The organism is Atlantibacter sp., assembly GCF_032062175.1.
Taxonomy (GTDB): Bacteria; Pseudomonadota; Gammaproteobacteria; order Enterobacterales; family Enterobacteriaceae; genus Atlantibacter.
This window is the reverse complement of record NZ_DAMBQK010000006.1, coordinates 1-25,730: the sequence shown is the minus strand read 5'-3', so window position 1 is coordinate 25,730 and position 25,730 is coordinate 1. Positions and strand designations below refer to the sequence as shown.

Here is a 25,730-nt window from a genome sequence, read left to right as displayed (position 1 = left end):
GTGATGTGGGCGGGGGTTTCGAATGAAGAAATGCCACTTCAAGCCAAACGCGGTACAAAAAAATATCCCTCACAGTGAATGTGAGGGATATAACATTTAACAGGAATTACTTACGGCGATAGCTTTTTTGTGCCGTGTCTACTTTATACAAATAACGGCGTGATTCGGCGGACGGATGGCGTGTGGTCAGGGTTTCATACACATCGCCCGGCTGCATGCTGTTAATAATGCTGGCCGCCTTAATTTTGTCGTTAGAGAACACCCGCAGCACGCTGCCCGCGCCGCCGTTATAAGCGGTAATTACCGCATAACGGCGCGAGGTGGGGTTCTCAATCCCGCCGAGATAGACATTGTTCAATATCGCCAGGTAAGCCGTGCCGGTATCGATATTGCTTTGCGGATCGAACAGGTAGCTACGGCTTGGCGTGCCCGATTTACCCTGCGAGCGGAATACATCTTTGCCCGCGGTATGCTGTACCACCTGCATCAGGCCCAGCGCGTCGGAACGGCTGACCGCATACGGGTTAAAGGAAGATTCAGTCTGCATAATCGCCAGGATCAGCGACTCATCTACACCATATTTACGCGAGGCCTGGCGCACCATTCCCACGTATTTATGGGCACGCTTGTCAAGGTGGTTCGGCACCAGGTTAATGGTGATGCTGTAGATAACGCGCAGACCGTTGCTGCGGCTCTTCATGCGGGTTTGCAGCAAGTAATCAGCAAAGCGTGCCGCACGCCACTGCCAGCGGATAGGCTCGCCGGTGTTGTCCACCACCTGCCCATACAGGAACGGCTGTTTGGAGATCGGAATGTCGTTCACATCCGAATAAAGATCGATAGACCCCGGATCGTCGCCCATCAGTAAAGTGGTGATGATCGCCTGGCGCAGCCGCGCGGCAGGATCGGTGCCGGCAATGGTTTCAACCGTGATGGTGCCTTGATCAAAGTTGATATGGCTGCGGGTCTGGTAGCCGTCGGTATACTTAACGTAGTCCTTCGGCCCGGCAATCAGGACTTCATTAAATCCCCAGATGTTCTCAATATTATGGGCGAACTGCCCCATCAGGATGTCAAAACCGTTGGTATCTTTTTCCAGTTCCGGATTATACGTTTCCGATTTTTTACTGGAACACGAGATGAGTAACGGCGCAATCAAAGCCAGCGCGAGTAATTTTTTCATCATTAAGGGCGTGCGTTGTGTTATTGATGTTGTGTTGTCAAAAAAGGGCCAAAGGCCCTTATTGTTGCTCTGGCGGCGTATAGCCTTCGATGTGAACGTCTTTCCCTTCAAACAGGAAGTTAACCATTTCCTGCTCCAGCAGTTTGCGGTGCTCGGGGTTCATCATGTTGAGTTTCTTTTCGTTAATCAGCATGGTTTGCTTGGTCTGCCACAGCTTCCACGCCTCTTTGGAAATCTCGTTATAGATGCGCTTGCCCAAATCGCCCGGATAGAGTTGGAAATCCTGGCCTTCGGCGTCGCGCTGCAGGTAGGTACAAAAAATCGTTCTGCTCATAGTTAGTCCTCACTATCATGGCGAAGTGGTTGAGTTACAATCGGCTCCGCGTGTAATTGTTGCAACAAACGCTCCACCGGGGCGGCAAGCCCAACGGATGGCGGCTGTGCCAGGTTATACCAGAGTGCGCTCTCTTCCTCCACGCAAGACGCCTGCGAGGACACAGAAAGCCACATGGGTACGATATCCAGATGGAAGTGGCTGAAAGTATGGCGGAACGCGTTAAGTTGCGTCAGATTATCGGCCTTAATGTTACGTTTCGCCAGCCAGTCGCGCAGACTCTCTTCGCTGTCAAACTGCGGGAAACAAAACAGCCCACCCCATAACCCCACCGGCGGGCGTTGGGTCAGGCGTACGGTGTTGTCCTGCTGCATCAGCAGAAAATAGCCGACCTTTTCCGGCAGCACCTGCTTCGGTTTTTTACCCGGATAACGGGCCCAGGTTTGCGTGGCGAACGCAATGCAGCCGAACTGTAACGGGCACAGTTCACACTTCGGGCGCGAGCGGGTACACACCATCGCGCCTAAATCCATCATCGCCTGGTTAAAGCGCTCCACGCCTTGTGCTGGGGTAACGGCTTCACTCAGCGACCAAAGTTTTTTCTCTACCTCTTTCTTACCCGGCCAGCCTTCTACGGCGTAGCAGCGCGCCAGCACCCGTTTTACGTTGCCATCAAGAATAGGAAAGTGTTGGCCGAGCGACAGCGACAAAATTGCGCCTGCGGTGGAACGGCCCACGCCGGGTAGCGCGGCCACTTCATCAAAGGTCTGCGGGAACGTCCCGCCGTACTGTTCGGCGACCCTTTTCGCCGCTTTATGTAGATTGCGGGCGCGGGCGTAATAACCGAGCCCGGTCCACAGGTGCAGCACTTCATCCAGCGGCGCGTTCGCCAGGTCGGTAACGGTGGGGAAGCGCGCCATAAAGCGGGTAAAATAAGGAATAACCGTGGCGACTTGCGTTTGTTGCAGCATCACTTCGGACAGCCATACTTTATAAGGCGTTTTTTCGATCTGCCAGGGGAGGGTTTTACGCCCATATTTGTCGTACCAGTCGAGCACCTGGCGAGAAAATTGCTGCGCTTGCATCATGAACGCGTGGCATCCGGCTTAGAGTTTCAGGGCCCAGATTGCAGCACAGAGCGAAAAGGCTGTAAACCGGAACTTTCCTGTGCTTGCATCCCATGACTATCTTTGGATAATGCCGGTTTGCTTTTCCATTCACTGACACAGATTGAAACCATGAATAACGACGTCATTTCACCGGAATTTGATGAAAGCGGCCGCCCGCTGCGCCGTATCCGCAGCTTTGTCCGCCGTCAGGGGCGCCTGACCAAAGGGCAACAGCACGCGCTGGATAACTACTGGCCGGTGATGGGCGTTGAGTTCACTCCCGCGCCGCTCGATTTTACCGCGCTGTTTGGCCGCACCGCGCCGGTCACCCTGGAAATCGGCTTTGGCATGGGTGCCTCGCTGGTGGCGATGGCAAAAGCCAACCCGCACCAGGATTTCTTAGGGATTGAAGTGCATTCGCCGGGCGTGGGCGCCTGCCTGAGCCTGGCCCATGAAGAGGGCGTGGAAAACCTGCGCGTGATGTGCCATGACGCGGTTGAAGTGCTGCAAACCATGATCCCGGATAATTCCCTGAATATGGTGCAGTTGTTCTTCCCGGATCCGTGGCACAAAGCGCGCCATAACAAGCGCCGCATCGTCCAGGCCCTGTTTGCGGAGCTGGTGAAGAGCAAATTAACGCTCGGCGGCGTGTTCCATATGGCGACCGACTGGGAACCTTATGCCGAACATATGCTCGAAGTGATGTCGTCTGTTGAAGGTTATAAGAACCAGTCTGAAAACAACGACTACGTACCGCGCCCGGAATCGCGTCCGGTAACCAAATTTGAACAGCGTGGCCATCGTCTTGGTCACGGCGTATGGGACTTAATGTTCGAGAGGGTGAAATAATGGCAAAGAACCGCAGCCGTCGTTTACGTAAAAAGATGCATATCGAAGAGTTTCAGGAGTTGGGATTCTCGGTAGCCTGGCGTTTCCCGGAAGGCACCCGCGAAGAGGTAGTGGATAAAACCGTTGATGACCTGATCAATGAAGTGATCGAGCCGAACGGTTTGGCCTTTGACGGCAGTGGTTATCTTGCCTGGGAAGGTCTGGTCTGCAAGCAGGAAATCGGTAAGTGTACCGAAGAAGATCAGGCGCTGGTGCGCAAATGGCTTGAAGATCGCAAGCTCGAAGAGATCCGCTTAAGCGATCTGTTCGATGTGTGGTGGGATTGATTACACTGACTAACGGGCCGGTTTGGCCCGTTTTGCTTTATAGGGAGTCGATATGATGCGTAAAGCGCTTCTGGGCGCATTGCTGGTAACGGCGATGCAGGCTCAGGCCGAATACAAATGCAGCGTCACGCCGCGTGACGATGTCGTGCTCAGCCCGCAAACCGTGCAGGTGGTTGGCGAAAACGGCAACCTGGTGATTGGCCCTGACGGCAGCGTACAGTTTAACGGCCAGCAGAAAAACCTGACCGCCGCGCAGCGTCAGCAGGCGTTGAACTATCAAAAAGCCTTACGGACCGATCTGCCGTGGATCCAGCAGGGCGCATTAAGCCGCGTTGAAAAAGGGCGGGTGGCGCTGGACCGGGTGATCACCCAGGAAGTCGGCGCGAGCAGCAATATGCGCACTCGCCTGACCAGCCTTGATGCCCAGCTTAAAGCGCAGATGAACCGCATTATCGAACAGCGCAGCGACGGGCTGACGTTCCACTATAAAGCCATTGAGCAAGTGAGGGCCGACGGTCAACAACTGGTGAACCAGGCGATGGGCGGCATTCTGCAGGACAGCATTAACGAGATGGGTGCCAAAGCGGTGCTGAAAGGCGGCGGCAATCCGTTGCAGGGCGTGCTGGGTAGCCTGGGCGGATTACAAACGGCGATCCAGAACGAATGGAAAACCCAGGAGCAGGATTTCCAGCAGTTTGGCCGTGATGTTTGCCAGCGCGTGATTTCACTGGAAGATCAGCGCACTAAGCTGGTTTCCACCCTGAAATAAAGCGAAAGTGCCATGAAAAAGTTACAGATTGCCGTGGGCATTATCCGCAACGCTGATAACGCGATTTTTATTACCCGTCGCGCGGCTGATGCCCATATGGCTAACAAATGGGAGTTTCCCGGCGGTAAGATTGAAGCGAACGAAACTCCGGAGCAGGCGCTGATCCGCGAACTTCAGGAAGAAGTGGGGATTAACGCTCAACAACCGTCGCTGTATGAAACCCTGGAATATACTTTCCCGGACCGGCACATCACCTTGTGGTTTTATCTGGTCGAAGCGTGGCAGGGAGAACCCTGGGGTAAAGAGGGGCAGCCTGGAGAATGGGTTGCGGCGAGCACGCTGGACGCGGCGGCGTTCCCACCTGCCAATGAGCCAGTGGTGGCACGGCTGATTGCGGATGCGAACGTGCGTTAACGTGCCCAGACGATAAAAAAATAATTGGGGTGGTATTGCTGAATACCACCCCGTTTTTTATTCGCGATCTAGCTCGCTCCAGTCGTCGCTGTCGTTTAAATCGCTCTGGCTGGGGATACGTTTTTCTTCTGCCGCCCATTCACCTAAATCAATCAACTGACAGCGTTTCGAGCAAAACGGGCGAAACGGGCTGGATTCATTCCAGATAACCGGTTTGCCGCAGGTGGGGCAGTTTACCGTAGTGGTTTCCGTCATTTTGCCTCCTTAGCAACAGGCCAGTTCAAAATCCAGACGCTCAGGTACGCGGCCATTTTCGCTGTCAATCGGCATAAAGCGGATGGCAAAACGGCTTTTATGCCCGGAAATCTGCGGATACAGTTCGTCGCTCATGTTCAGCGTCAGGCGCAGTAAATCCGCGTCGTCGCCGTTATCCTGGAAGAAGCCGTTCAGGCTGGTTTGCTTACGGAACGGCGCGGAATGGCGAATGAGATCGAGCACCTTTTCCAGCGCGAAACGCAGTGGGTCGAGACTGCTGAACCAGCGGTTGACCTGGGCGTCGCGCGCTTCCTGTGGCATGTGCAGCCAGAAATGCAGGCTCGGTAAATCAAAACTACAGCAACCACCGGGGATGCTGAGACGCTGGCGCACCAGGCCGATGAGGCGATCTTCACGCAGCGCCTGGCCCAGACGGGGCGCGGCCATCAGCGTGACGCTGTGTTCTTTAAGTTCCTTACGCAACGCATGAATGCGATCGTTGTCGACGCCCGGCACTTCGGCCCAGTTTTGTAATTTGCGTTGTTGGCGTTCCAGTTCTTTAAGCATTTCGGTGCGGACATCGCCGCGCTCAAACACATCCATTAATTCGCCCATATTGCGGAAAAAATGCAGTGCTGAAGCATGATCGGTCACGGTCAGGCGTGACATCACCTGCTGAATAAGAAATTCGATACGCAGCCAGGTGCGCATTTTTTCATTCAGCGGATGTTCGAAGAGAATGTGGTTGTGCATTACTGATTTTCCTGTTGCACGGCTTGTGCGGCCAACTGCATATAACGTTGATGCAAGCGCTTCACCTCGGCATCAACGGCGTCTGGCCTGCCGCTATTGTCTATTACATCATCGGCGACGGCTAAGCGCGCTTCCTGGCTTACCTGGGCGGCGATGATTTGCTCGGCATGTATACGTGACACATTATCACGTTGCATAGTGCGTATTATCTGAGTTTCAGGATCGACATCGACCACCAGCACCCGGTCAGCTTTTTTATGCAGTTGATTTTCCACTAACAGCGGAACCACCCACAGCACGTAGTTGGATGTGGCGCGCGCCATTTCATCCTGGGTTTCCTGATGGATAAGGGGGTGCAATAACGCATTGAGCCAGGCTTTTTCCTGCGGGTTGGCGAAAATGCGCTCGCGCAGTTCCCGGCGATTCAGCGTGCCGTCGGGCAGCAGCATGGCCGGGCCAAAATGTTGGACGATGGCTTTTAACGCGGGTTTTTCTGGTTCAACGACATTTCGGGCGATGATATCGGCATCAATAACGGTAATTCCCAGTTGCGCGAACTTGTTGGCTACGGTGGTTTTCCCACTTCCGATGCCGCCCGTTATCGCTACTGTGTAAACCATAAACCAATCCCAATTGTCGTGTTCTGATGTGATCGCCAGTCTTTTCATGGCCTTGCGAAGGCCTGCGAAACAGGAAAAATTTTCTGTATTCGCAAGACGGTGATTTCTGCCTGGCGGCAGGTAAATTTATAGGATTGTAGCGTAAAAAAGAGCGTTTTCGCAGTCTTGCGGAGCCACAATTAGTGCGTATGATAGCGTCACTGGAGTTGGTAGTTGTACCGCCGCTTATATTTACGCGTTCATCGCCATTTACCAGGAATTCGCTCATGCGTATTGAAGAAGATCTGAAGTTAGGTTTCAAAGACGTTCTTATCCGCCCTAAACGTTCCACCCTCAAAAGCCGTTCCGATGTCGAACTGGCTCGTGAATTTACCTTCAAGCACTCTGGTATCCAATGGTCTGGCGTACCTGTTATTGCCGCAAACATGGACACGGTCGGCACGTTCGGCATGGCGAAAGCCCTGGCGGGGTTCGATATTCTGACGGCGGTGCATAAGCATTACTCCGTTGAAGAGTGGCAAGCGTTTATCGATAGCGTGGATGCTAACGTTCTCAAGCACGCCATCGTCTCTACCGGCACGTCCGACGCTGATTTCGAAAAAACCAAACAGATCCTGGCGCTTAATCTGGGCCTGAATTTTATTTGCATCGATGTCGCGAACGGCTATTCCGAACACTTCGTACAGTTTGTCACCAAAGCGCGTGAAGCGTGGCCAAACAAAGTGATCATCGCGGGTAACGTGGTGACTGGCGAAATGTGCGAAGAGCTGATCCTCTCCGGTGCGGATATCGTTAAAGTCGGTATCGGCCCAGGCTCCGTGTGCACTACCCGCGTGAAAACCGGTGTGGGTTATCCGCAGCTTTCCGCTGTGATTGAATGCGCTGACGCGGCACACGGTCTTGGCGGCCAGATCATCAGCGACGGGGGCTGCACCACGCCGGGCGATGTAGCCAAAGCTTTCGGCGGCGGCGCGGACTTTGTGATGCTCGGCGGTATGCTGGCCGGTCACGATGAAAGCGGTGGCACTGTGGTTGAAGAGAACGGCGAAAAATTTATGCTGTTCTACGGCATGAGCTCGGAATCTGCCATGAACCGCCACGTTGGCGGCGTTGCCAAATACCGTGCCGCTGAAGGCAAAACCGTGAAGCTGCCGCTGCGTGGCCCGGTAGAATACACCGCGCTGGATATCCTGGGCGGTCTGCGCTCAGCCTGCACCTACGTGGGTGCCTCTCGCCTGAAAGAGCTGACTAAACGCACTACTTTTATCCGCGTTCAGGAACAAGAGAACCGCGTATTCAATAGCCTGTAATTTTGGGCTTGCTGTAGCGAAGAGCAGGAGGGTGACCTTCTGCTTTTTTATACGGTTAATTCGCCCCGCTCATGGCGTCTCCCATCTGAAAGACCGGCAGATACATGGCGATCACCAGCGTCCCGACAATCAGCCCAATTACCACCATCATCAGCGGTTCTAGCGTGGACGACAGCGAATCGGCGCGCTCGTGGGTTTGCCCGGTATGCCAGTGTGCCAGCCGCGCCAGGATTAAATCCATCGATCCGGTTTCCTCGGCGGTGTAAATCAGTTGCCGACACAGCGGCGTAAAGCCTTTTTCCTCTTCCAGCGTTTTCCAGAACGGCACGCCGTCGCCTATTTTCTGCATAATGCGCGCCAGCATTTGCCGCCAGAACGGGGAGGTAAGCGTTTGCATCACCGCCTCAAGCCCCTGTAATAACGGTAAACCCGCCTGCTGGGTCATGGCGAGAATGGTATAGATCTGGCTCAATCGCTGGCCGCGAACCAGCTCGCCCACCAGCGGAAGCCGCAGTAAGAGGTTTTGTTCCTGCCACTGCCAGTTCGGGTTGCGGCGGCACCTGAGAACACCCGCGATAAGCGCGCCAGCGGCCAGCGCCAGCCAGTGTCCACTGCCGGTAATAAAGGCCGAAAACGCCATCACGCCCTGGGTTAACGCCGGTAGTGGGGCGTTAAACGCGCGATAGATTGCCGCGAATTCCGGCAGTACAAATCCTGCCATGCCGAGGGTAACGGCGAGCGCCATCACAAAGATAATCACTGGGTAGCGCAGCGCTTTGACAACTTTTTTCCGTAGCGCCTGCTGTTCCTCCTGCTGAACCGCCAGACGTAGGCAGCATTCATCGAGCTTGCCGGTGATCTCCCCGGTGCGGATCAGCGCGATAAACAGCGGTGGAAACACCCAGGGCCATGCCTTAAGGGCATCGGAAAACGGCACACCCTCGGTCACCTGTTGGGTCAGTGCCTGTAACAGCGCCCGCCACTGTGGTCGGGAATGCTGCTCCGCCAGCATCGATAACCCCTGGGGTAGGGCAATCCCGGCCTGCAACAGCGTAGCTAACTGGCGAATAAAGTGAATTTTATAGGTCAGGTTCCAGTACTGGCGTGAGACAGCCTGGCGCTTCACCTTCAGAGGCCAGATATTGCGATCGTATAAATGTTGCAGCGCCGTGGTGCGCTCCGCCCCCCAAACTAAACCGCTGCATGGCGTGCCTTGATCGTCCAGGCCGCTCCACTGCCATAACCGGCGTTCACTCATAAGGTATCCCCAGAACCCGATATACCTCCTGTAATGTGGTCAAGCCCTGGTCCACCGCCTGTAAGCCGTGCTCGAACAGCGTCACCATGCCCAGCTCGCGTGCCTGCTGTTCAATCTGCTGCGCCGATGCGCCATCGACGATTGCCTGGCGCAACCCAGGCTCCAGCGTCAGCACTTCGAACAGCGCCACGCGCCCGTAAAAGCCGGAATAGCACTGCGCGCAGCCTTTCGCTTCCCATGCGTAAAGTGGGCTTGACCAGAATGCGGCGGGCAGCGCGGCAGGTTGTGCTAAACGTACCCGGCAATGCGGGCACAAACGGCGCACCAGCCGCTGGGCAATAATGATTTCTAACGCCGATGCCAGCATCCAGCGGGCGATACCCATTTGCTCCAGCCGCGTAATCGTCTCCACGGTGGAGTTGGTATGCAGGGTCGATAACACCAGATGACCAGTCTGTGCGGCTTTGATGGCGATTTCTGCGGTTTCGCCATCGCGGATTTCTCCGACCATCACTACATCCGGGTCCTGGCGCAGCAGGGCGCGCAGGACGTTCTGGAAATTAAGCCCCGCTTTAATGTTTACCTGGGTTTGGTTCAGGCCGGACAGCGGGATTTCGATGGGGTCTTCAACGCTGCACAGATTACTCTCCGGGCTATTTAACGCCCCCAGCGCGCTGTACAGGGTAATGGTCTTGCCGCTCCCCGTCGGGCCCGTTACCAGAATCAGCCCCTGTGGCGCGCGGATGGCCCGGTAAAAATCAGCCTGCTGAACCGGCAACATGCCCAGCGTCTCTACCGCGAGCGGGCGATCGTTTTGCTCCAGCAGCCGCAGTACCGCTTTTTCACCGCTCCGGCAGGGCAGGGTCGAAAGGCGAAATGAAACCGATTTTCCCTGAAGCGGCAGCGAAAATTGCCCGTCCTGCGGTAGCCTGCGTTCGGCAATATCCAGTTCGCCCAGCACTTTCAGGCGCGCCATCACCGCCAGCGCCAGCTCCGCCGTCAACGTGGCAAAAACATGCAGTACGCCATCAACGCGTAGCCGCACCCGCCAGTGGGCGTCGCCGGGCTCAATATGAATATCTGAGGCACGCCGTTTTAACGCATGCAGCAGGGCTTCATCAAGCCAGGCGACGGCGGAGGTGTTGTCATCAGGCAGCGCGGGCTGCGTCTGGTGCTGGTGTTTTTCCAGTTGTTCGGCGCTCCAGCACTCAATTTTGATTTGCCGCTGCGTGGCAAAGCGCAGCGCATCCAGCAGCTCTATGCTCGGCCCTTCGCTGAGGGCGATGCGCACCTCTGCGTCAGTGATATCCAGTAGCTGCGCATGATGGCGCTTGCACAGCGCCACCAGAAATTCCTGATCCATGACGAGCCCTTACTCAGCATTAAACCGGAAGGTGTCTTCGCAGGCTTGTTTCAGCGCGCCATCGCTGCCGCTGTCGCAGATGCGCTGCCAGCCAGTAACGCCTTCGCTGTTGCTCCAGGCGGGCGTGAGCGTGACGGTTAACCCGTTGAGGCTTTCCTGGCCAGTGAGCGTGACTTTGCCTGCCGCGATGCTCATAGCCGAAACGTAGCGTGTGGTTTTTGGCGAGGGGATGCCTTTGCTACCGGCATCGCAACTGCCGATGCCGCCGCTTTCAATGGCGCACAGCTCTACGGCGGTGCGGTACGGCACAAAGGTTTGCAGCATATCCGTCAGCGCGGCTTTGCGCAGGTAGTTCTGGTAGGCGGGAATACCGATGGCGCTCAGAATGGCGATTATGCCAATGACCACCATAAGTTCGATCAGGGTGAAACCGTGTTGTCTGTTCATCATTCGCTCCTTGATGTGGGGATGCCACTTTCTCAGAGCACGAGAGCGCAAACGAGTGGGAAATGACCACTTTTGACGCTGCTTTCCAGGCTATTTCAGCCGTTGCAGGGGGGAGACATTTTGCAGGAATACAGATCGCATATGTGGATAGCGCCGGAAGCGAACCTCCGGCTCTTTATCAGCGAAAACGCATAGACAGGTCGAGCGCCTGAACGTGTTTGGTCAACGCGCCGACGGAAATAAAGTCCACGCCGGTTTCCGCGAAGCTGCGCAGCGTCTCTGTAGTGACGTTGCCGGAAACCTCCAGGCGCGCCTGGCCGTTGGTGCGTTTAACCGCTTCGCGCATATCGTCAACGGTGAAGTTATCCAGCATCACGATGTCCGCGCCCGCTTTCAGGGCATCGTCCAGTTCATCCAGCGATTCCACTTCCACTTCCACCGGGACATCCGGGTGCAGCCAGAAAGCTTTTTCCACGGCGTTGCGCACCGATCCTGATGCGATAATGTGGTTTTCTTTAATCAGAAACGCGTCGCTCAGGCCGAGGCGATGATTATTACCGCCGCCGCACAGCACCGCGTATTTCAGCGCGGTGCGCAGGCCAGGAAGGGTTTTACGGGTGTCCAGCAGTTGGGTTTTGGTGCCGTCGAGCAGATCGACATAGCTGCGCACCAGGCTGGCGACGCCGGAAAGGGTTTGCACGAAATTAAGCGCGGTACGCTCGCCGGTCAGCAGGATGCGCGACGGGCCTTTCAGTTCAAACAATGGCTGGTTGGGCACCAGGCGGTCGCCGTCATTGACGTGCCAGAGGACCTCCACGTCGCCGCCCAACTGGATAAATACCTCTTCAACCCAACGCTTGCCGCAAAACACCCCGGCTTCACGGGTAATCACTACCGCGTGGGATTGCTGGTCTTCCGGCAACAGTTGCGCCGTAATATCGTTGTTGGCGTCAACTTCACCGCCCAGGTCTTCACGCAGCGCGGCGGCGATAATTTGTGGGATATCGTGATTGATGCGATCGAGCAGCGCGTCACGTCGATGGTCGGGATTATAACGGCGAGGCGACATCATAAAACTCCAAATTGGTGGCTAATCCTGAGAGGTAAACATGCTACTCTGAAGCGTGTTTCTGCACCATAGAAAGGAGGTCGCCGCATGCAGGTTAACGGGGGCTGGCTACAGGGAGTGAGGCATCTGTGCTCGCCTCATCAGGATAGTCGGCCAGATGATGAACAGCCTGGGTTACTGGTGGTACACAATATCAGTTTGCCGCCGGGTGAATTCGGCGGGCCGTGGATTGACGCGCTGTTCGCCGGAACGTTAGATCCCGACGCCCATCCTTACTTTGCTGATATCGCCCATTTGCGCGTGTCCGCACATTGTCTGATTCGCCGCGATGGCGAAATCGTTCAGTATGTCCCCTTCGATAAACGCGCCTGGCATGCGGGAGTCTCGTTGTATCAGGGCCGTGAGCGCTGCAACGATTTTTCTATCGGTATCGAGCTGGAAGGCACCGATATTTTGCCCTATACCGATGTGCAATATCAGCAGCTTGCCGCGCTGACGCGCACGCTTATCGCACAGTATCCGAAAATTGCCCGGCATATGACCGGGCATAGCGATATCGCGCCGACGCGCAAAACCGATCCCGGCCCGGCGTTTGACTGGCAGCGTTTTCGCGCGCTGGTCGCCAGCCCGACAAATAAGGAGGTGTCATGACGTTATTCACCCTGCTGCTGGTGCTTATCGCCGAGCGCTTATTTAAGCTTGGCGAGCACTGGCAGCTGGACAGCCGTCTGGAAGGCGTATTCCGCCGGATCCACCATTTTTCCTGGTGGCGCACTCTCGGCATGGCGCTGCTCGCGATGCTAATTGTCTGGCTCTGCCTGCGCGCACTGTACGGGCTGTTTTTCAATGTGCCGCTGCTGGTGTTCTGGATATTGCTGGGGCTGTTGTGTATCGGGGCAGGGCAGGTTCGTCTGCACTACCACGCCTATTTAAAAGCGGCGAGCCAGGGCGACAGCCATGCCAGAGAGGCGATGTCGGCGGAGCTGACGCTGATCCATGGCGTTCCGCACGAGTGTGACGAGCGCGAGTATCTGCGCGAGCTGCAAAACGCGCTACTGTGGATTAACTTCCGTTTTTATCTGGCACCGCTGTTTTGGTTTATTGTCGGTGGGATCTGGGGACCAGTATTGTTGACCGGCTACGCGTTCCTGCGCGCCTGGCAGGCCTGGCTGGCGCGCCATCACTCGCCGCAGCAACGTCTCTATTCCGGCGTGGACAGCATTTTGCACGTGCTGGACTGGGTGCCGGTACGTCTGGCGGGCGTGGTGTATGCCCTGTTGGGCCACGGCGAACGGGCGCTGCCGGCGTGGTTCGCGTCGCTGGCCGATCGCCATACGTCGCAATATCAGGTGCTGACGCGTCTGGCGCAGTTCTCGTTAGCGCGCGAGCCGCACCTGGATAAAATCGAAACGCCGAAAGCGGCGGTATCCATGGCGAAGAAAACAACATTCGTGATTGTGGTGGTCGTTGCGCTGCTGACGATTTACGGCACGCTGGTATAACCCAGCGCGCCGTAGCGCTTAGCACGTCTCCGCAGGCGGGATGCCGAAATCGGGCATCCCGTTTTCGTCCCAACGGATAATTTTCAGACGGGTGTGACGGTTGGGATCGTACAGCGGGTCGCCTTCGATTTCCGTATAGTTGCGCGCGTGGTAAACCAGCACGTCGTCACCTTCTTCGGTTTGGGTGAAGCTGTTATGGCCGGGGCCGTACTGGCGGTTTTCATAGCTGGTGCGGAACACGGGCTGCGGGGATTTGTGCCAGTTCGCCGGATCCAGCGGATTGGCGTGGATGTCGATCCACAGCAGGCCCATGCAGTAGTTTTCATCGGTGGCGCTGGCGGAGTAGCTGATAAACAGCCGGTCACCATGAAACAGTACCGCCGGGCCTTCGTTCACCAGAAAACCCCGGCATTCCCAGTCATATTCCGGTTTGCTGAGCATCACCGGTTCGCCTTTCAGCATCCACGGCGTTTCCATTTCTGCCAGATACAGGTTCGAGTTGCCGGGAATATGCGGCGATTTCTGCGCCCATAGATACCAGCGTTTGCCCTGATGCACAAACGTGGTGGCATCCAGCGCGAAGGTATCAAACGGCGTTTTAACCTGGCCTTTCTCATGCCACTTTCCGGTCAGCGGATCGGCATCTTCGCATTCCAGTACAAACATGCGGTGCTGGAACATATTCAGCGCGTCCAGCGCTTTGGTCCAGGTCGCCGCGAAGTAGAGGTACCATTTCCCGTCGATAGGGTGCAGTTCCGGCGCCCAGATCAGTTCGCTCATCGGCCCGGAGGCAGGTTTGCGCCACACCACAACCGGTTCGGCACTGCGCAACCCATCCAGAGTGCTGGCCCGGCGCAGTTCCAGCCTGTCGTATTCCGGTACGGAGGCAACGAAATAGTAGCCGCTCTGGTGGCGCAAAATATACGGGTCGGCGCGTTGCTCAATAAAAGGATTCGACCAGTTCATTATGCTTTCCTTACCTGTTCGCTGACGGGAACGCCCACGTTCTCGCCCAGTTCATGATAATTGACGCGGCGCTTCGCCAGATCCGCCTGAATGGTTTTCATCAGTTCACGATCCACTTTCAGCAGACGCACCACGCCTGCGGTGATGAGGTAGCCAACCCCAGGGATCACCGAGAATAACAGCACGATGCCGTTGATGGCGCTGGCGCTTTGAGATTTGGCCCCCGCGTCGTAGCCATACCAGGAGAGCAGGAAGCCCACCATCGCCCCGGCCACCGCCAGGCCCACCTTCAGGAAGAACAGGTTGCCGGAGAAGCTGATACCGGTGATGCGCTTGCCGGTTTTCCATTCGCCGTAATCGTCGACGTCCGCCATTAATGACCAGTGCAGCGGGGAAGGGATCTGGTGCAGGATATTCAGCAGGAAGTAGAGAACGACAATCATGACTGTTGCCTGCGGGTCAAAGAAATAGAACGCGCAGGAGAAGATGGCCAGCACGATGTTAGTCCAGAAGAAAACTTTCAGTTTGCACCAGCGGTCGGTCAGCACTTTCGCCAGCATACTGCCGATCATCATACCGACCACGCCGAGGCTGATGAAAATCGTGGCGAAGTGGGTGCTTTGCCCCATTACCCAGGTAACGTAATACATGGTGGCCGCCATGCGGATAAAGCCCGGACAAACGTTGCACAGGGTGAGCAGTAATATTCGCACCCACTGGTCGTTTTTCCAGACATCCTTCATGTCTTTTTTCATGTCGTCGTGAGTGGGTACTGCCGGGCGGATACGCTCGCGCACCGTGGCAAAGCAGAACAGGAACATGCACATGCCGATAAATGCCAGTACGGTCATCGCCATCTGATAGCCTTTGGCTTTGTCCTCGCCGCCAAACCATTCCGCCATCGGCAGCAGGGTCAGCGACAGCAACAGCGTGGCGATACCCACCATGACAAAACGATACGACTGGCAGGCCACGCGCTCTTTCGGGTCGCTGGTGATCACGCCGCCCAGCGAGCAGTAGGGGATATTAATCGCCGTATAGGTTAACGACAGCAGGAAGTAGGTGACAAACGCATAGACAACTTTGCTACTGTAGCTCCAGTCCGGCGTGGTAAACATCAGGATGCTGAACAGGGCGTAAGGTACTGCAATCCACAAAAGCCAGGGGCGGAAGCGCCCGTATTTGCTTTGGGTGCGGTCGGCGAGGGCGCCCATAATGGGGTCCGTTACGGCATCAATGACCCGGATAGAGAGCAGTAGCACCCCAACCAGCGCAGGGGCAAGGCCAAAAATATCCGTATAAAAATAGTTCACAAACAACATGATGGCACCGAAGATGATGTTACATCCCGCGTCGCCCATGCCGTAGCCGATTTTTTCTTTAACAGACAGTTTGCTGTTATCCATGTTGGTTTCTCCCACTGAGATGTGGGAATAATTATTCGCCTGCTAAAGATTTATTGCGTTGCAGGAAGTTGGTAGAGACATGGATAAAAATGCTGTGAAAAGGAAAGTGTGAGCCAGGTAGCATTTAAGGAACCACCCTCTCCGCAAGGAGAGGGTGAAAAGAGAGGATTAGTGCGCTTTCGCGACCTTAGCGCTTTTCTGTTTGAACATATAACCTACGCCCAGAATCACCAACCATACCGGGATAAGGTATACAGAGATCGCCATACCCGGGGTCATCAGCATGATGATCAGCACTGCCGCCATAAAGGCCAGGCACAGCCAGTTGCCCATCGGGTAGAAAATTGCCGGGAAGCGAGTTTTCACGCCCTGCAACTGTTTGGCACGGCGGAATTTCATGTGCGCGAGGCTAATCATCGCCCAGTTGATCACCAGTGCGGAAACCACTAACGCCATCAGCAGGCCGAAAGCTTCTTCCGGTGCGAAATAGTTAATTAGCACGCACAGCGCGGTGAACAGCGAGGAGATCAGGATGGTGTTAACCGGTACGCCGCGCTTATCCACTTTTTGCAGCATTTTCGGCGCATTACCCTGTTGCGCCAGGCCAAACAGCATACGGCTGTTGCAGTAGACGCAGCTGTTATAAACCGACAGCGCCGCCGTCAGTACCACGATGTTAAGCGCATTCGCGACCAGCGCATCGCCCAGCTCATGGAAGATAAACACGAACGGGCTGGTATCTGCGGTCACGCGCGACCACGGCATCAGCGAAAGCAGCACCGCCAGGGAGCCCACATAGAAAATCAGGATGCGGTAGATAACCTGGTTAGTGGCTTTCGGGATGCTTTCTTGCGGGTTATCGGCTTCAGCGGCGGTAATACCCACCAGCTCCAGCCCGCCGAAAGAAAACATAATGATCGCCATCATCATTACCAGCCCCGACATACCGTGCGGCAGAAAACCGCCCTGTTCCCACAGGTTGCGAACGGTGGCCTGCGGGCCCGCCGTACCGCTAAACAGCAGCCAGCCGCCGAACAGGATCATCCCGATAACCGCGATAACTTTGATAATCGCGAACCAGAATTCCATTTCACCAAACACTTTCACGTTGGTCAGGTTGATGGCGTTGATCAGCACGAAGAATACGGCGGCTGAGACCCAGGTCGGGATTTCCGGCCACCAGAATTGAATGTATTTACCAACGGCGGTCAGTTCCGCCATCGCGACCAGCACATACAGTACCCAATAGTTCCACCCGGAAGCGAAGCCAGCAAATCCGCCCCAGTATTTATAAGCGAAGTGGCTGAATGACCCTGCAACAGGTTCTTCTACTACCATTTCGCCTAACTGACGCATAATCAAAAAGGCAATAAAACCCGCGATAGCGTAGCCGAGAATAATACCTGGCCCTGCGGACTGGATAACAGAAGCGCTGCCCAGAAACAGGCCCGTGCCAATTGCTCCTCCCAGCGCGATAAGCTGAATATGGCGGTTTTTTAGGCCGCGCTTCAGCGTGTCGTGTTGACCTTCCATCATAGAACCTCGTGTGCGGTTATAATCGGTGTGAAATATCACCGTTGTAAGTTGTATATTCCGATAGGTGTATTTTTTTATTTACGAAGTGGAAGGCTTAATTTTCCCTATTCCTCTACCACAGCGCCAAGAATAGTGGTAAGCGCAGTTGATTGCACCTGGTTTTATCGCGGTTGCAGATGAAGTGAATAAAAAGAAACCATTTGTAAATCGCCCCGTTATTAATCCTTCCCGAATGCATTTTCAATTTATACGACTATTACGCATTTATATTCATACTTTACTCTGATGAATCGGTTCAGATCGCAAATATCCACGTTTCATTAAGGTTAAAACTACTTCTTTGGTGGTAATCAACTCATTTGTGCAAAGTTACATTAATGAAACGTTATTTCTGTAGGGTTGTTAAAATGTGCCTGCTTTACTGATTTCAATCAAAACCGGGATGGACAGAAGGTGAATACTTTGTTACTTTAGCGTCACGAATGTGAAATTGGTCATACCAATTGACTCCGGGCTAATGGCAGAGACAGGGAATAATGGCCTACAGCAAAATCCGCCAACCAAAACTATCCGATGTGATTGAGCAGCAACTGGAGTTTCTCATCCTGGAAGGGACCTTGCGTCCTGGCGAAAAACTCCCACCGGAACGCGAACTGGCAAAACAGTTCGACGTATCGCGTCCTTCACTCCGAGAGGCGATTCAGCGTCTCGAAGCCAAAGGATTACTGCTTCGTCGCCAGGGAGGCGGGACATTTGTTCAAAGCACACTATGGCAGAGCTTCAGCGACCCGCTGGTCGAGCTGCTGACCGATCACCCTGAATCTCAATTTGATCTGCTGGAAACCCGTCATGCCCTTGAGGGCATCGCCGCGTATTACGCCGCGCTTCGCAGCACTGACGAAGACCTTGAGCGTATCCGTGAACTCCATCAGGCCATTGAGCTTGCCCAGCAATCCGGCGACCTGGATGCCGAATCCGACGCCGTCATGCAGTATCAAATTGCAGTCACCGAAGCTGCACACAACGTTGTGCTACTACACTTACTGCGCTGCATGGAGCCTATGCTGGCCCAAAACGTTCGACAGAATTTTGAATTGCTGTACGCCCGCCGGGAGATGCTCCCGCTGGTAAGCAACCATCGTTCTCGTATATTCGAGGCGATTATGGCGAGAGAGCCGGAGCAGGCGCGAGAAGCGTCGCATCGCCATCTCGCTTTTATTGAGGAGATATTGCTGGACCGCAGCCGTGAGCACAGTCGTCGTGAACGTTCACTGCGCCGCCTACAGCAACGAAAGGACTAAGCGCTTTTTCCGGCTCGTCAGAGTAAGAAAACAGTGCGAATTGAGCGCCAACTTTTAGAGCGCGGCAACTAAACGCAGAACCTGTCTTATTGTGTTTTTGTGAGCAGTCACTTCATGAAAATACAATGGGACAGGTTCCAGCTAAATCAACGTATTAGATAGATAAGGAATACCCCCCATGTCAGAACGTTTACAAAATGACGTGGATCCGATTGAAACTCGCGACTGGCTACAGGCGATCGAATCGGTAATCCGTGAAGAAGGTGTTGAGCGTGCTCAGTATCTGATTGACCAGCTCCTGAGCGAAGCCCGTAAAGGCGGCGTACAGGTTGCCGCTGGTACCGGAGCTGGCAACTACATCAACACTATTGCCGTTGAAGATGAACCGGAATACCCGGGGAATCTGGAGCTGGAACGTCGTATTCGCTCGGCTATTCGCTGGAACGCCATCATGACCGTGCTGCGCGCGTCTAAAAAAGACCTGGAGCTTGGCGGCCACATGGCGTCCTTCCAGTCTTCCGCGACCGTGTATGATGTGTGCTTCAACCACTTCTTCCGTGCGCGCAACGACAAAGACGGCGGCGACCTGGTGTACTTCCAGGGCCACATCTCTCCGGGCGTATACGCACGTGCTTTCCTGGAAGGCCGTCTGACCGAAGAGCAGATGAACAACTTCCGTCAGGAAGTGCATGGCAATGGTCTGTCCTCTTACCCGCACCCGAAACTGATGCCGGAATTCTGGCAGTTCCCGACCGTATCTATGGGTCTGGGCCCTATCGGTGCGATCTACCAGGCTAAATTCCTGAAGTATCTGGAACACCGTGGCCTGAAAGACACCTCCCAGCAAACCGTTTACGCCTTCCTGGGCGACGGCGAGATGGATGAGCCGGAATCCAAAGGCGCCATCACCATCGCGACCCGTGAAAAACTGGATAACCTGGTGTTCGTGATCAACTGTAACCTGCAACGTCTGGATGGCCCGGTAACCGGTAACGGCAAAATCGTTAACGAACTGGAAGGTATCTTCGCAGGCGCTGGCTGGAACGTGATCAAGGTGATGTGGGGTTCCCGTTGGGACGAGCTGCTGCGTAAAGACACCAGCGGTAAACTGATCCAGCTGATGAACGAAACCGTTGACGGCGACTATCAGACCTTCAAATCCAAAAACGGCGCGTACGTTCGCGAGCACTTCTTCGGTAAATACCCGGAAACTGCCGCACTGGTTGCCGACTGGACTGACGATCAGATTTGGGCCCTGAACCGTGGCGGCCACGATCCGAAGAAAATCTACGCTGCATTCAAAAAAGCGCAGGAAACCAAAGGCAAAGCGACCGTTATCCTGGCCCATACCGTTAAAGGCTATGGCATGGGTGACACCGCCGAAGGTAAGAACATCGCTCACCAGGTGAAGAAAATGAACATGGACGGCGTGCGTTATATCCGCGACCGTTTCAATGTTCCCGTCACCGATGAGCAGGTTGAAAAGCTGTCTTACATTACCTTCCCGGAAGGTTCTGAAGAGCACAAATACCTGCACGGCCAGCGTGAAAAACTGCACGGCTACCTGCCGAGCCGCATTCCGAACTTCACTGAGAAGCTGGAACTGCCGAAGCTGGAAGACTTCCAACAGCTGCTGGAAGAACAGAACAAAGAGATCTCCACCACTATCGCTTTCGTTCGTGCCCTGAACGTGATGCTGAAGAACCCGTCTATCAAAGACCGTCTGGTTCCGATCATCGCTGACGAAGCGCGTACCTTTGGTATGGAAGGTCTGTTCCGTCAGATTGGTATCTACAGCCCGAACGGCCAGCAGTACACCCCACAGGACCGTGAGCAGGTTGCGTACTACAAAGAAGACGAGAAAGGCCAGATTCTGCAGGAAGGCATCAACGAGCTGGGCGCAGGTTCTTCCTGGCTGGCGGCGGCGACCTCCTACAGCACCAACGATCTGCCGATGATCCCGTTCTACATCTACTACTCCATGTTCGGTTTCCAGCGTATCGGCGACCTGTGCTGGGCAGCAGGTGACCAACAGGCGCGCGGCTTCCTGATCGGCGGGACGTCTGGTCGTACGACTCTGAACGGTGAAGGTTTGCAGCACGAAGATGGCCACAGCCATATTCAGTCTCTGACTATCCCGAACTGTATCTCTTACGATCCGTCTTACGCCTACGAAGTTGCTGTGATCATGCACGATGGTCTGCAACGCATGTACGGTGAAGCGCAGGAGAACATTTACTACTACATCACCACCCTGAACGAAAACTACCACATGCCGGCGATGCCGGAAGGTGCCGAGGAAGGTATCCGTAAAGGTATCTACAAACTCGAAACTATCGAAGGTAGTAAAGGTAAAGTTCAGCTGCTGGGCTCCGGTTCTATCCTGCGTCACGTGCGTGAAGCGGCAGAGATCCTGGCGAAAGACTACGGCGTGGGTTCTGATGTGTACAGCGTGACCTCCTTCACTGAACTGGCGCGTGATGGCCAGGATTGTGAGCGCTGGAACATGCTGCACCCGATGGAAACTCCGCGTGTTCCGTACATCGCTCAGGTGATGAACGACGCGCCGGCAGTCGCATCTACTGACTATATGAAACTGTTTGCTGAACAGGTTCGTACTTATGTACCGGCTGATGATTACCGCGTACTGGGTACCGACGGTTTCGGTCGCTCTGACAGCCGTGAAAACCTGCGTCACCACTTCGAAGTTGATGCTTCCTACGTGGTTGTAGCGGCCCTGGGCGAACTGGCTAAACGTGGCGAAATCGATAAGAAAGTGGTTGCCGATGCAATCACTAAATTCAACATCGATGCAGAAAAAGTTAACCCGCGTCTGGCGTAAGAGGTAAAAGAATAATGGCTATCGAAATCAACGTACCGGACATCGGGGCTGATGAAGTTGAAATCACCGAGATCCTGGTCAAAGTGGGCGACAAAGTTGAAGCTGAACAGTCGCTGATCACCGTAGAAGGCGACAAAGCCTCTATGGAAGTGCCGTCTCCGCAGGCTGGCGTCGTGAAAGAGATCAAAGTCTCTGTTGGCGACAAAACCGAGACCGGCAAACTGATTATGATTTTCGATTCCGCCGACGGTGCAGCTGACGCTGCACCTGCCAAGGCAGAAGAGAAGAAAGAAGCGGCTCCGGCGGCAGCACCTGCTGCAGCGGGCGGCGTGAAAGACGTTAACGTACCGGATATCGGCAGTGACGAAGTTGAAGTCACCGAAATCATGGTTAAAGTCGGCGACAGCGTGACCGCTGAGCAGTCTCTGATCACCGTGGAAGGCGATAAAGCCTCTATGGAAGTCCCTTCTCCGTTCGCGGGCAAGGTTAAAGAGATCAAAATCAACACCGGCGACAAAGTCTCCACTGGCTCCCTGATCATGGTATTCGAAGTGGCGGGCGAGGCGACTGCGGCTCAGGCTAAGCCTGAAGTGAAAGAGCAGGCGGCTTCCGCACCGGCAGCGGCTTCCGGTTCTAAAGAAGTTAACGTTCCGGACATCGGCGGCGACGAAGTCGAAGTGACCGAAGTGATGGTGAAAGTGGGCGATAAAGTGGCCGCTGAACAATCACTGATCACCGTAGAAGGCGACAAAGCTTCTATGGAAGTTCCGGCACCGTTCGCGGGCACCGTATCCGAGATCAAAATCAACACCGGCGACAAAGTGTCTACCGGTTCTCTGATCATGATCTTCGAAGTGGAAGGCGCTGCGCCTGCTGCTGCTCCGGCGGCTAAGCAAGAAGCGGCTGCACCGGCTCCGGCTGCGAAAGCAGAAAAACCGGCCGCTGCACCGGCTAAAGCGGAAGGCAAAACTGAATTCGCTGAAAACGACGCTTACGTTCACGCGACTCCGCTGATCCGCCGCCTGGCGCGCGAATTCGGCGTTAACCTGGCGAAAGTGAAAGGCACCGGTCGTAAAGGCCGTATCCTGCGCGAAGACGTTCAGGCTTACGTGAAAGACGCAGTGAAACGCGCTGAATCCGCACCTGCTGCTGCCACCGGCGGCGGTATCCCAGGCATGCTGCCATGGCCGAAAGTGGACTTCAGCAAGTTTGGTGAAATCGAAGAAGTGGAACTGGGCCGCATCCAGAAAATCTCTGGTGCCAACCTGAGCCGTAACTGGGTGATGATCCCGCACGTTACTCACTTCGACAAAACCGATATCACCGATCTGGAAGCGTTCCGTAAACAGCAGAACGCCGAAGCTGAGAAGCGCAAACTGGACGTGAAATTCACCCCGGTTGTCTTCATCATGAAAGCCGTTGCCGCTGCCCTGGAGCAGATGCCGCGCTTCAACAGCTCCCTGTCCGAAGATGGCCAGAAGCTGACGCTGAAGAAATACATCAACATCGGTGTTGCGGTAGATACCCCGAATGGTCTGGTTGTTCCGGTCTTCAAAGACGTGAACAAGAAGAGCATTACCGAGCTGTCCCGCGAACTGACCGTGATTTCTAAGAAAGCGCGTGATGGCAAGCTGACTGCTGGCGAAATGCAGGGCGGTTGCTTCACTATCTCCAGCATCGGTGGCCTGGGTACGACCCATTTCGCGCCGATTGTTAACGCGCCGGAAGTGGCAATTCTCGGTGTGTCCAAGTCTGCGATGGAACCGGTGTGGAATGGTAAAGAGTTTACTCCGCGTCTGATGATGCCGATTTCTCTGTCCTTCGACCACCGCGTCATCGACGGTGCTGATGGTGCGCGTTTCATCACCATCATCAACAACATGCTGAGCGACATTCGCCGCCTGGTGATGTAATCGAAAAAGCCGGCCTGACGGCCGGCTTTTTTCTGATAATCTCATGAGGCTTTATGCGGTTATCAGGAACAAAGGACAAATCGTTTACCGTTTTGTTGTTTCAAAATTGTTAACAATTTTGTAAAATACGGGCGGATAGAACGTCCCGGTGGATGATGGGCGTAACAACAATAGCGTCAGACCCGCCGGATATAAATTACAGAGGTCATGATGAGTACTGAAATCAAAACTCAGGTCGTGGTACTTGGGGCAGGCCCGGCAGGTTATTCTGCGGCCTTCCGTTGCGCTGATTTAGGTCTGGAGACCGTCATCGTAGAACGTTACAACACCCTGGGCGGTGTTTGTCTGAACGTCGGCTGTATCCCTTCTAAAGCGCTGCTGCACGTCGCTAAAGTTATCGAAGAAGCCAAAGCGCTGGCTGAACACGGTATCGTCTTCGGCGAGCCGAAAACCGATATCGACAAGATTCGTACCTGGAAAGAAAAAGTCATCAATCAGCTGACCGGTGGTCTGGCTGGCATGGCGAAAGGCCGCAAAGTAAAAGTGGTCAACGGTCTGGGTAAATTTACCGGGGCGAACACCCTGGAAGTGGAAGGCGAAAACGGCAAAACCGTCATCAACTTCGACAACGCGATCATCGCGGCGGGTTCCCGTCCGATTGAACTGCCGTTTATTCCGCACGAAGATCCTCGCGTGTGGGACTCCACCGATGCGCTGGAACTGAAAACCGTTCCGAAACGCCTGCTGGTTATGGGCGGCGGTATCATCGGCCTGGAAATGGGTACCGTGTACCATGCACTGGGTTCAGAGATTGACGTGGTTGAAATGTTCGACCAGGTGATCCCGGCTGCTGATAAAGACATCGTTAAAGTCTTCACTAAACGCATCAGCAAGAAATTCAACCTGATGCTGGAAACCAAAGTGACTGCCGTTGAAGCCAAAGAAGACGGTATTTACGTTTCCATGGAAGGCAAAAAAGCGCCTGCCGAAGCGCAGCGTTACGATGCCGTACTGGTTGCTATCGGCCGTGTGCCGAACGGTAAAAACCTCGACGCCGGTAAAGCGGGCGTGGAAGTGGACGACCGTGGCTTCATCCGCGTTGACAAGCAGCTGCGCACCAACGTGCCGCACATCTTCGCGATCGGCGATATCGTCGGTCAGCCGATGCTGGCGCACAAAGGCGTGCATGAAGGCCATGTTGCCGCTGAAGTTATCGCCGGTAAGAAACACTACTTCGATCCGAAAGTGATCCCGTCAATCGCTTACACCGAGCCAGAAGTGGCATGGGTTGGCCTGACTGAGAAAGAAGCGAAAGAGAAAGGTATCAGCTACGAAACCGCCACCTTCCCGTGGGCTGCTTCTGGCCGTGCTATCGCTTCCGACTGCGCAGACGGTATGACCAAACTGATTTTCGACAAAGAAACTCACCGCGTTATCGGTGGTGCGATTGTCGGTACCAACGGCGGCGAGCTGCTGGGTGAAATTGGTCTGGCGATCGAAATGGGTTGTGACGCAGAAGACATTGCGCTGACCATCCACGCTCACCCGACTCTACACGAGTCTGTTGGCCTGGCGGCAGAAGTGTTCGAAGGTAGCATCACCGACCTGCCGAACCCGAAAGCGAAGAAGAAGTAACCCTTCGTTTCAAATGATAAAAGCGGCTGAATGGCCGCTTTTTTTTGCCCGCTTCCTGTATCGCACCGCACCTGAATTCCCTCCCGCTGAAAAACATTTCCCAAACAATATTTCCATACATCTTGTCGCGCAATGCAAACTAATAACGCATTAAATTAATAGTGTGATAACTAATAATTAATGAACTCATTAGAGGTGCAAGATGAAAACGCTTTTGATTACCACAGCCTTCGCCGCCACGTTATTTTCTGGCCTGACATTTGCCGCCGATCAGCAGATCCCCTGGGCTGATAACAGCGGCGGTACCGAATCGAATCACATCGCCGCCATGGGCGAAGATTTAAATGCCCAGCACCAGCAAATCACTCAAACCCAGGAAGGCGTCTGGGCCACCGGCTCCGGCAGCATTCGTGCCGATGAAGCCGATCTTTCCAGTAACAAACCGCCGGTGGTGGCTCATCCTGGCCTGATGCCGCATCAGGGATAAGTTTTTCATTATTAAAAAGCGGCGCAAGGGCCTAATGCCGATCAGTTAAGGATCGGTTGACCGATCCGGCAGTTGTGCAAAAA

Annotated in this window: 25 protein-coding genes; 12 read left to right on the top strand and 13 right to left on the bottom strand. The window is 54.7% G+C overall.

The window, feature by feature from the left end:
- Nucleotides 1–106: 106 nt before the first annotated feature.
- Genes mltC through mutY form a run of 3 tightly spaced genes read right to left on the bottom strand, consistent with a single transcriptional unit; the run spans nucleotide 107 to nucleotide 2,602 of the window.
- Entirely contained in the window at nucleotides 107–1,183 is a 1,077-nt protein-coding gene (mltC, locus tag RT120_RS07850) for a membrane-bound lytic murein transglycosylase MltC (protein WP_312981826.1), read from the bottom strand.
- A 58-nt stretch (nucleotides 1,184–1,241) separates the two neighbouring features.
- Nucleotides 1,242–1,517 carry an oxidative damage protection protein gene (locus RT120_RS07845; protein WP_002436827.1) on the bottom strand — a complete coding sequence of 92 codons (276 nt, stop codon included), beginning with the start codon at nucleotides 1,515–1,517 and terminating at the stop codon, nucleotides 1,242–1,244.
- Between the two features lie 2 nt (nucleotides 1,518–1,519).
- A complete protein-coding gene (gene mutY, locus RT120_RS07840) occupies nucleotides 1,520–2,602 on the bottom strand; it encodes an A/G-specific adenine glycosylase (protein ID WP_312981825.1) in 1,083 nt (360 codons plus the stop codon).
- Nucleotides 2,603–2,755: 153 nt separating this feature from the next.
- Here mutY and trmB point away from each other — a divergent pair, with 153 nt between their 5' ends.
- The 4 genes from trmB to mutT are packed head-to-tail and all read left to right on the top strand — an operon-like array spanning nucleotide 2,756 to nucleotide 4,984.
- Entirely contained in the window at nucleotides 2,756–3,475 is a 720-nt protein-coding gene (gene trmB, locus RT120_RS07835; RefSeq protein ID WP_312981576.1) for a tRNA (guanosine(46)-N7)-methyltransferase TrmB, read from the top strand.
- On the top strand, nucleotides 3,475–3,801 hold the full coding sequence (locus tag RT120_RS07830) for a YggL family protein (protein ID WP_312981573.1): 327 nt from the start codon (nucleotides 3,475–3,477) through the stop codon (nucleotides 3,799–3,801). Before trmB ends, RT120_RS07830 begins: the two co-directional genes overlap by 1 nt.
- Before the next feature lie 52 nt (nucleotides 3,802–3,853).
- Nucleotides 3,854–4,570 carry a DUF2884 domain-containing protein gene (locus RT120_RS07825; protein WP_312981562.1) on the top strand — a complete coding sequence of 239 codons (717 nt, stop codon included), beginning with the start codon at nucleotides 3,854–3,856 and terminating at the stop codon, nucleotides 4,568–4,570.
- 12 nt (nucleotides 4,571–4,582) lie between these two features.
- Nucleotides 4,583–4,984 (top strand): 8-oxo-dGTP diphosphatase MutT, encoded by a 402-nt coding sequence (gene mutT, locus RT120_RS07820; protein ID WP_312981550.1) that lies wholly within the window; start codon nucleotides 4,583–4,585, stop codon nucleotides 4,982–4,984.
- Nucleotides 4,985–5,041: 57 nt separating this feature from the next.
- On the opposite strand, the gene yacG is transcribed toward mutT, so the two are convergent.
- From yacG to coaE, 3 genes are read right to left on the bottom strand one after another with little or no spacing between them, the layout of a single operon-like run.
- Nucleotides 5,042–5,239 (bottom strand): DNA gyrase inhibitor YacG, encoded by a 198-nt coding sequence (yacG, locus tag RT120_RS07815; RefSeq protein WP_312981548.1) that lies wholly within the window; start codon nucleotides 5,237–5,239, stop codon nucleotides 5,042–5,044.
- 9 nt (nucleotides 5,240–5,248) lie between these two features.
- On the bottom strand, nucleotides 5,249–5,992 hold the full coding sequence (gene zapD / locus RT120_RS07810) for a cell division protein ZapD (RefSeq protein WP_312981546.1): 744 nt from the start codon (nucleotides 5,990–5,992) through the stop codon (nucleotides 5,249–5,251).
- Nucleotides 5,992–6,612 carry a dephospho-CoA kinase gene (coaE, locus tag RT120_RS07805; RefSeq protein ID WP_312981544.1) on the bottom strand — a complete coding sequence of 207 codons (621 nt, stop codon included), beginning with the start codon at nucleotides 6,610–6,612 and terminating at the stop codon, nucleotides 5,992–5,994. Before coaE ends, zapD begins: the two co-directional genes overlap by 1 nt.
- 266 nt (nucleotides 6,613–6,878) lie before the next feature.
- Between coaE and RT120_RS07800 the strand changes: the two genes are divergently transcribed.
- Entirely contained in the window at nucleotides 6,879–7,922 is a 1,044-nt protein-coding gene (locus RT120_RS07800) for a GMP reductase (RefSeq protein ID WP_312981543.1), read from the top strand.
- 55 nt (nucleotides 7,923–7,977) lie between these two features.
- Here the strand turns inward: RT120_RS07800 and hofC are convergent, their stop codons facing one another.
- From hofC to nadC, 4 genes are all read right to left on the bottom strand, one after another.
- Nucleotides 7,978–9,180: a protein transport protein HofC gene (gene hofC, locus RT120_RS07795; protein ID WP_312981542.1), complete on the bottom strand. Its 1,203-nt coding sequence runs from the start codon at nucleotides 9,178–9,180 to the stop codon at nucleotides 7,978–7,980.
- The gene (gene gspE, locus RT120_RS07790) at nucleotides 9,173–10,543 is read right to left on the bottom strand and encodes a type II secretion system protein GspE (RefSeq protein WP_312981541.1); all 1,371 of its coding nucleotides are present in this window, start codon (nucleotides 10,541–10,543) and stop codon (nucleotides 9,173–9,175) included. Before gspE ends, hofC begins: the two co-directional genes overlap by 8 nt.
- A 9-nt stretch (nucleotides 10,544–10,552) precedes the next feature.
- Nucleotides 10,553–10,990, bottom strand: coding sequence for a prepilin peptidase-dependent pilin (gene ppdD, locus RT120_RS07785; protein ID WP_312981823.1), 438 nt, complete (start codon nucleotides 10,988–10,990; stop codon nucleotides 10,553–10,555).
- Nucleotides 10,991–11,168: 178 nt separating this feature from the next.
- The gene (gene nadC / locus RT120_RS07780) at nucleotides 11,169–12,059 is read right to left on the bottom strand and encodes a carboxylating nicotinate-nucleotide diphosphorylase (RefSeq protein ID WP_312981821.1); all 891 of its coding nucleotides are present in this window, start codon (nucleotides 12,057–12,059) and stop codon (nucleotides 11,169–11,171) included.
- Nucleotides 12,060–12,146: 87 nt separating this feature from the next.
- On the opposite strand from nadC, the gene ampD reads away from it, so the two are divergent.
- Nucleotides 12,147–12,710, top strand: a complete 564-nt coding sequence (gene ampD / locus RT120_RS07775) for a 1,6-anhydro-N-acetylmuramyl-L-alanine amidase AmpD (RefSeq protein ID WP_312981538.1) — start codon at nucleotides 12,147–12,149, stop codon at nucleotides 12,708–12,710.
- On the top strand, nucleotides 12,707–13,561 hold the full coding sequence (ampE, locus tag RT120_RS07770) for a beta-lactamase regulator AmpE (RefSeq protein ID WP_312981536.1): 855 nt from the start codon (nucleotides 12,707–12,709) through the stop codon (nucleotides 13,559–13,561). Before ampD ends, ampE begins: the two co-directional genes overlap by 4 nt.
- 18 nt (nucleotides 13,562–13,579) lie before the next feature.
- Here the strand turns inward: ampE and RT120_RS07765 are convergent, their stop codons facing one another.
- The 3 genes from RT120_RS07765 to aroP all read right to left on the bottom strand — a co-directional run bounded on the left by RT120_RS07765 (nucleotide 13,580) and on the right by aroP (nucleotide 17,469).
- Nucleotides 13,580–14,530: a family 43 glycosylhydrolase gene (locus tag RT120_RS07765; protein ID WP_312981820.1), complete on the bottom strand. Its 951-nt coding sequence runs from the start codon at nucleotides 14,528–14,530 to the stop codon at nucleotides 13,580–13,582.
- Nucleotides 14,527–15,933 (bottom strand): MFS transporter, encoded by a 1,407-nt coding sequence (locus RT120_RS07760; protein WP_312981534.1) that lies wholly within the window; start codon nucleotides 15,931–15,933, stop codon nucleotides 14,527–14,529. The genes RT120_RS07765 and RT120_RS07760 overlap by 4 nt, the downstream gene beginning before the upstream one ends.
- Before the next feature lie 168 nt (nucleotides 15,934–16,101).
- A complete protein-coding gene (gene aroP, locus RT120_RS07755; RefSeq protein WP_312981532.1) occupies nucleotides 16,102–17,469 on the bottom strand; it encodes an aromatic amino acid transporter AroP in 1,368 nt (455 codons plus the stop codon).
- Nucleotides 17,470–18,005: 536 nt separating this feature from the next.
- Between aroP and pdhR the strand changes: the two genes are divergently transcribed.
- The 5 genes from pdhR (at nucleotide 18,006) to RT120_RS07730 (ending at nucleotide 25,647) form a co-directional block, all read left to right on the top strand.
- Entirely contained in the window at nucleotides 18,006–18,770 is a 765-nt protein-coding gene (pdhR, locus tag RT120_RS07750; RefSeq protein WP_125293654.1) for a pyruvate dehydrogenase complex transcriptional repressor PdhR, read from the top strand.
- A 178-nt stretch (nucleotides 18,771–18,948) separates the two neighbouring features.
- Complete coding sequence (gene aceE, locus RT120_RS07745; protein WP_312981529.1) at nucleotides 18,949–21,612, top strand: pyruvate dehydrogenase (acetyl-transferring), homodimeric type; 2,664 nt, start codon at nucleotides 18,949–18,951, stop codon at nucleotides 21,610–21,612.
- Between the two features lie 14 nt (nucleotides 21,613–21,626).
- Entirely contained in the window at nucleotides 21,627–23,525 is a 1,899-nt protein-coding gene (gene aceF / locus RT120_RS07740) for a pyruvate dehydrogenase complex dihydrolipoyllysine-residue acetyltransferase (RefSeq protein WP_312981527.1), read from the top strand.
- Nucleotides 23,526–23,735: 210 nt separating this feature from the next.
- Nucleotides 23,736–25,160 carry a dihydrolipoyl dehydrogenase gene (gene lpdA / locus RT120_RS07735; protein WP_125293651.1) on the top strand — a complete coding sequence of 475 codons (1,425 nt, stop codon included), beginning with the start codon at nucleotides 23,736–23,738 and terminating at the stop codon, nucleotides 25,158–25,160.
- 202 nt (nucleotides 25,161–25,362) lie between these two features.
- Nucleotides 25,363–25,647, top strand: a complete 285-nt coding sequence (locus RT120_RS07730) for a hypothetical protein (RefSeq protein ID WP_312981524.1) — start codon at nucleotides 25,363–25,365, stop codon at nucleotides 25,645–25,647.
- Nucleotides 25,648–25,730: the final 83 nt, after the last annotated feature.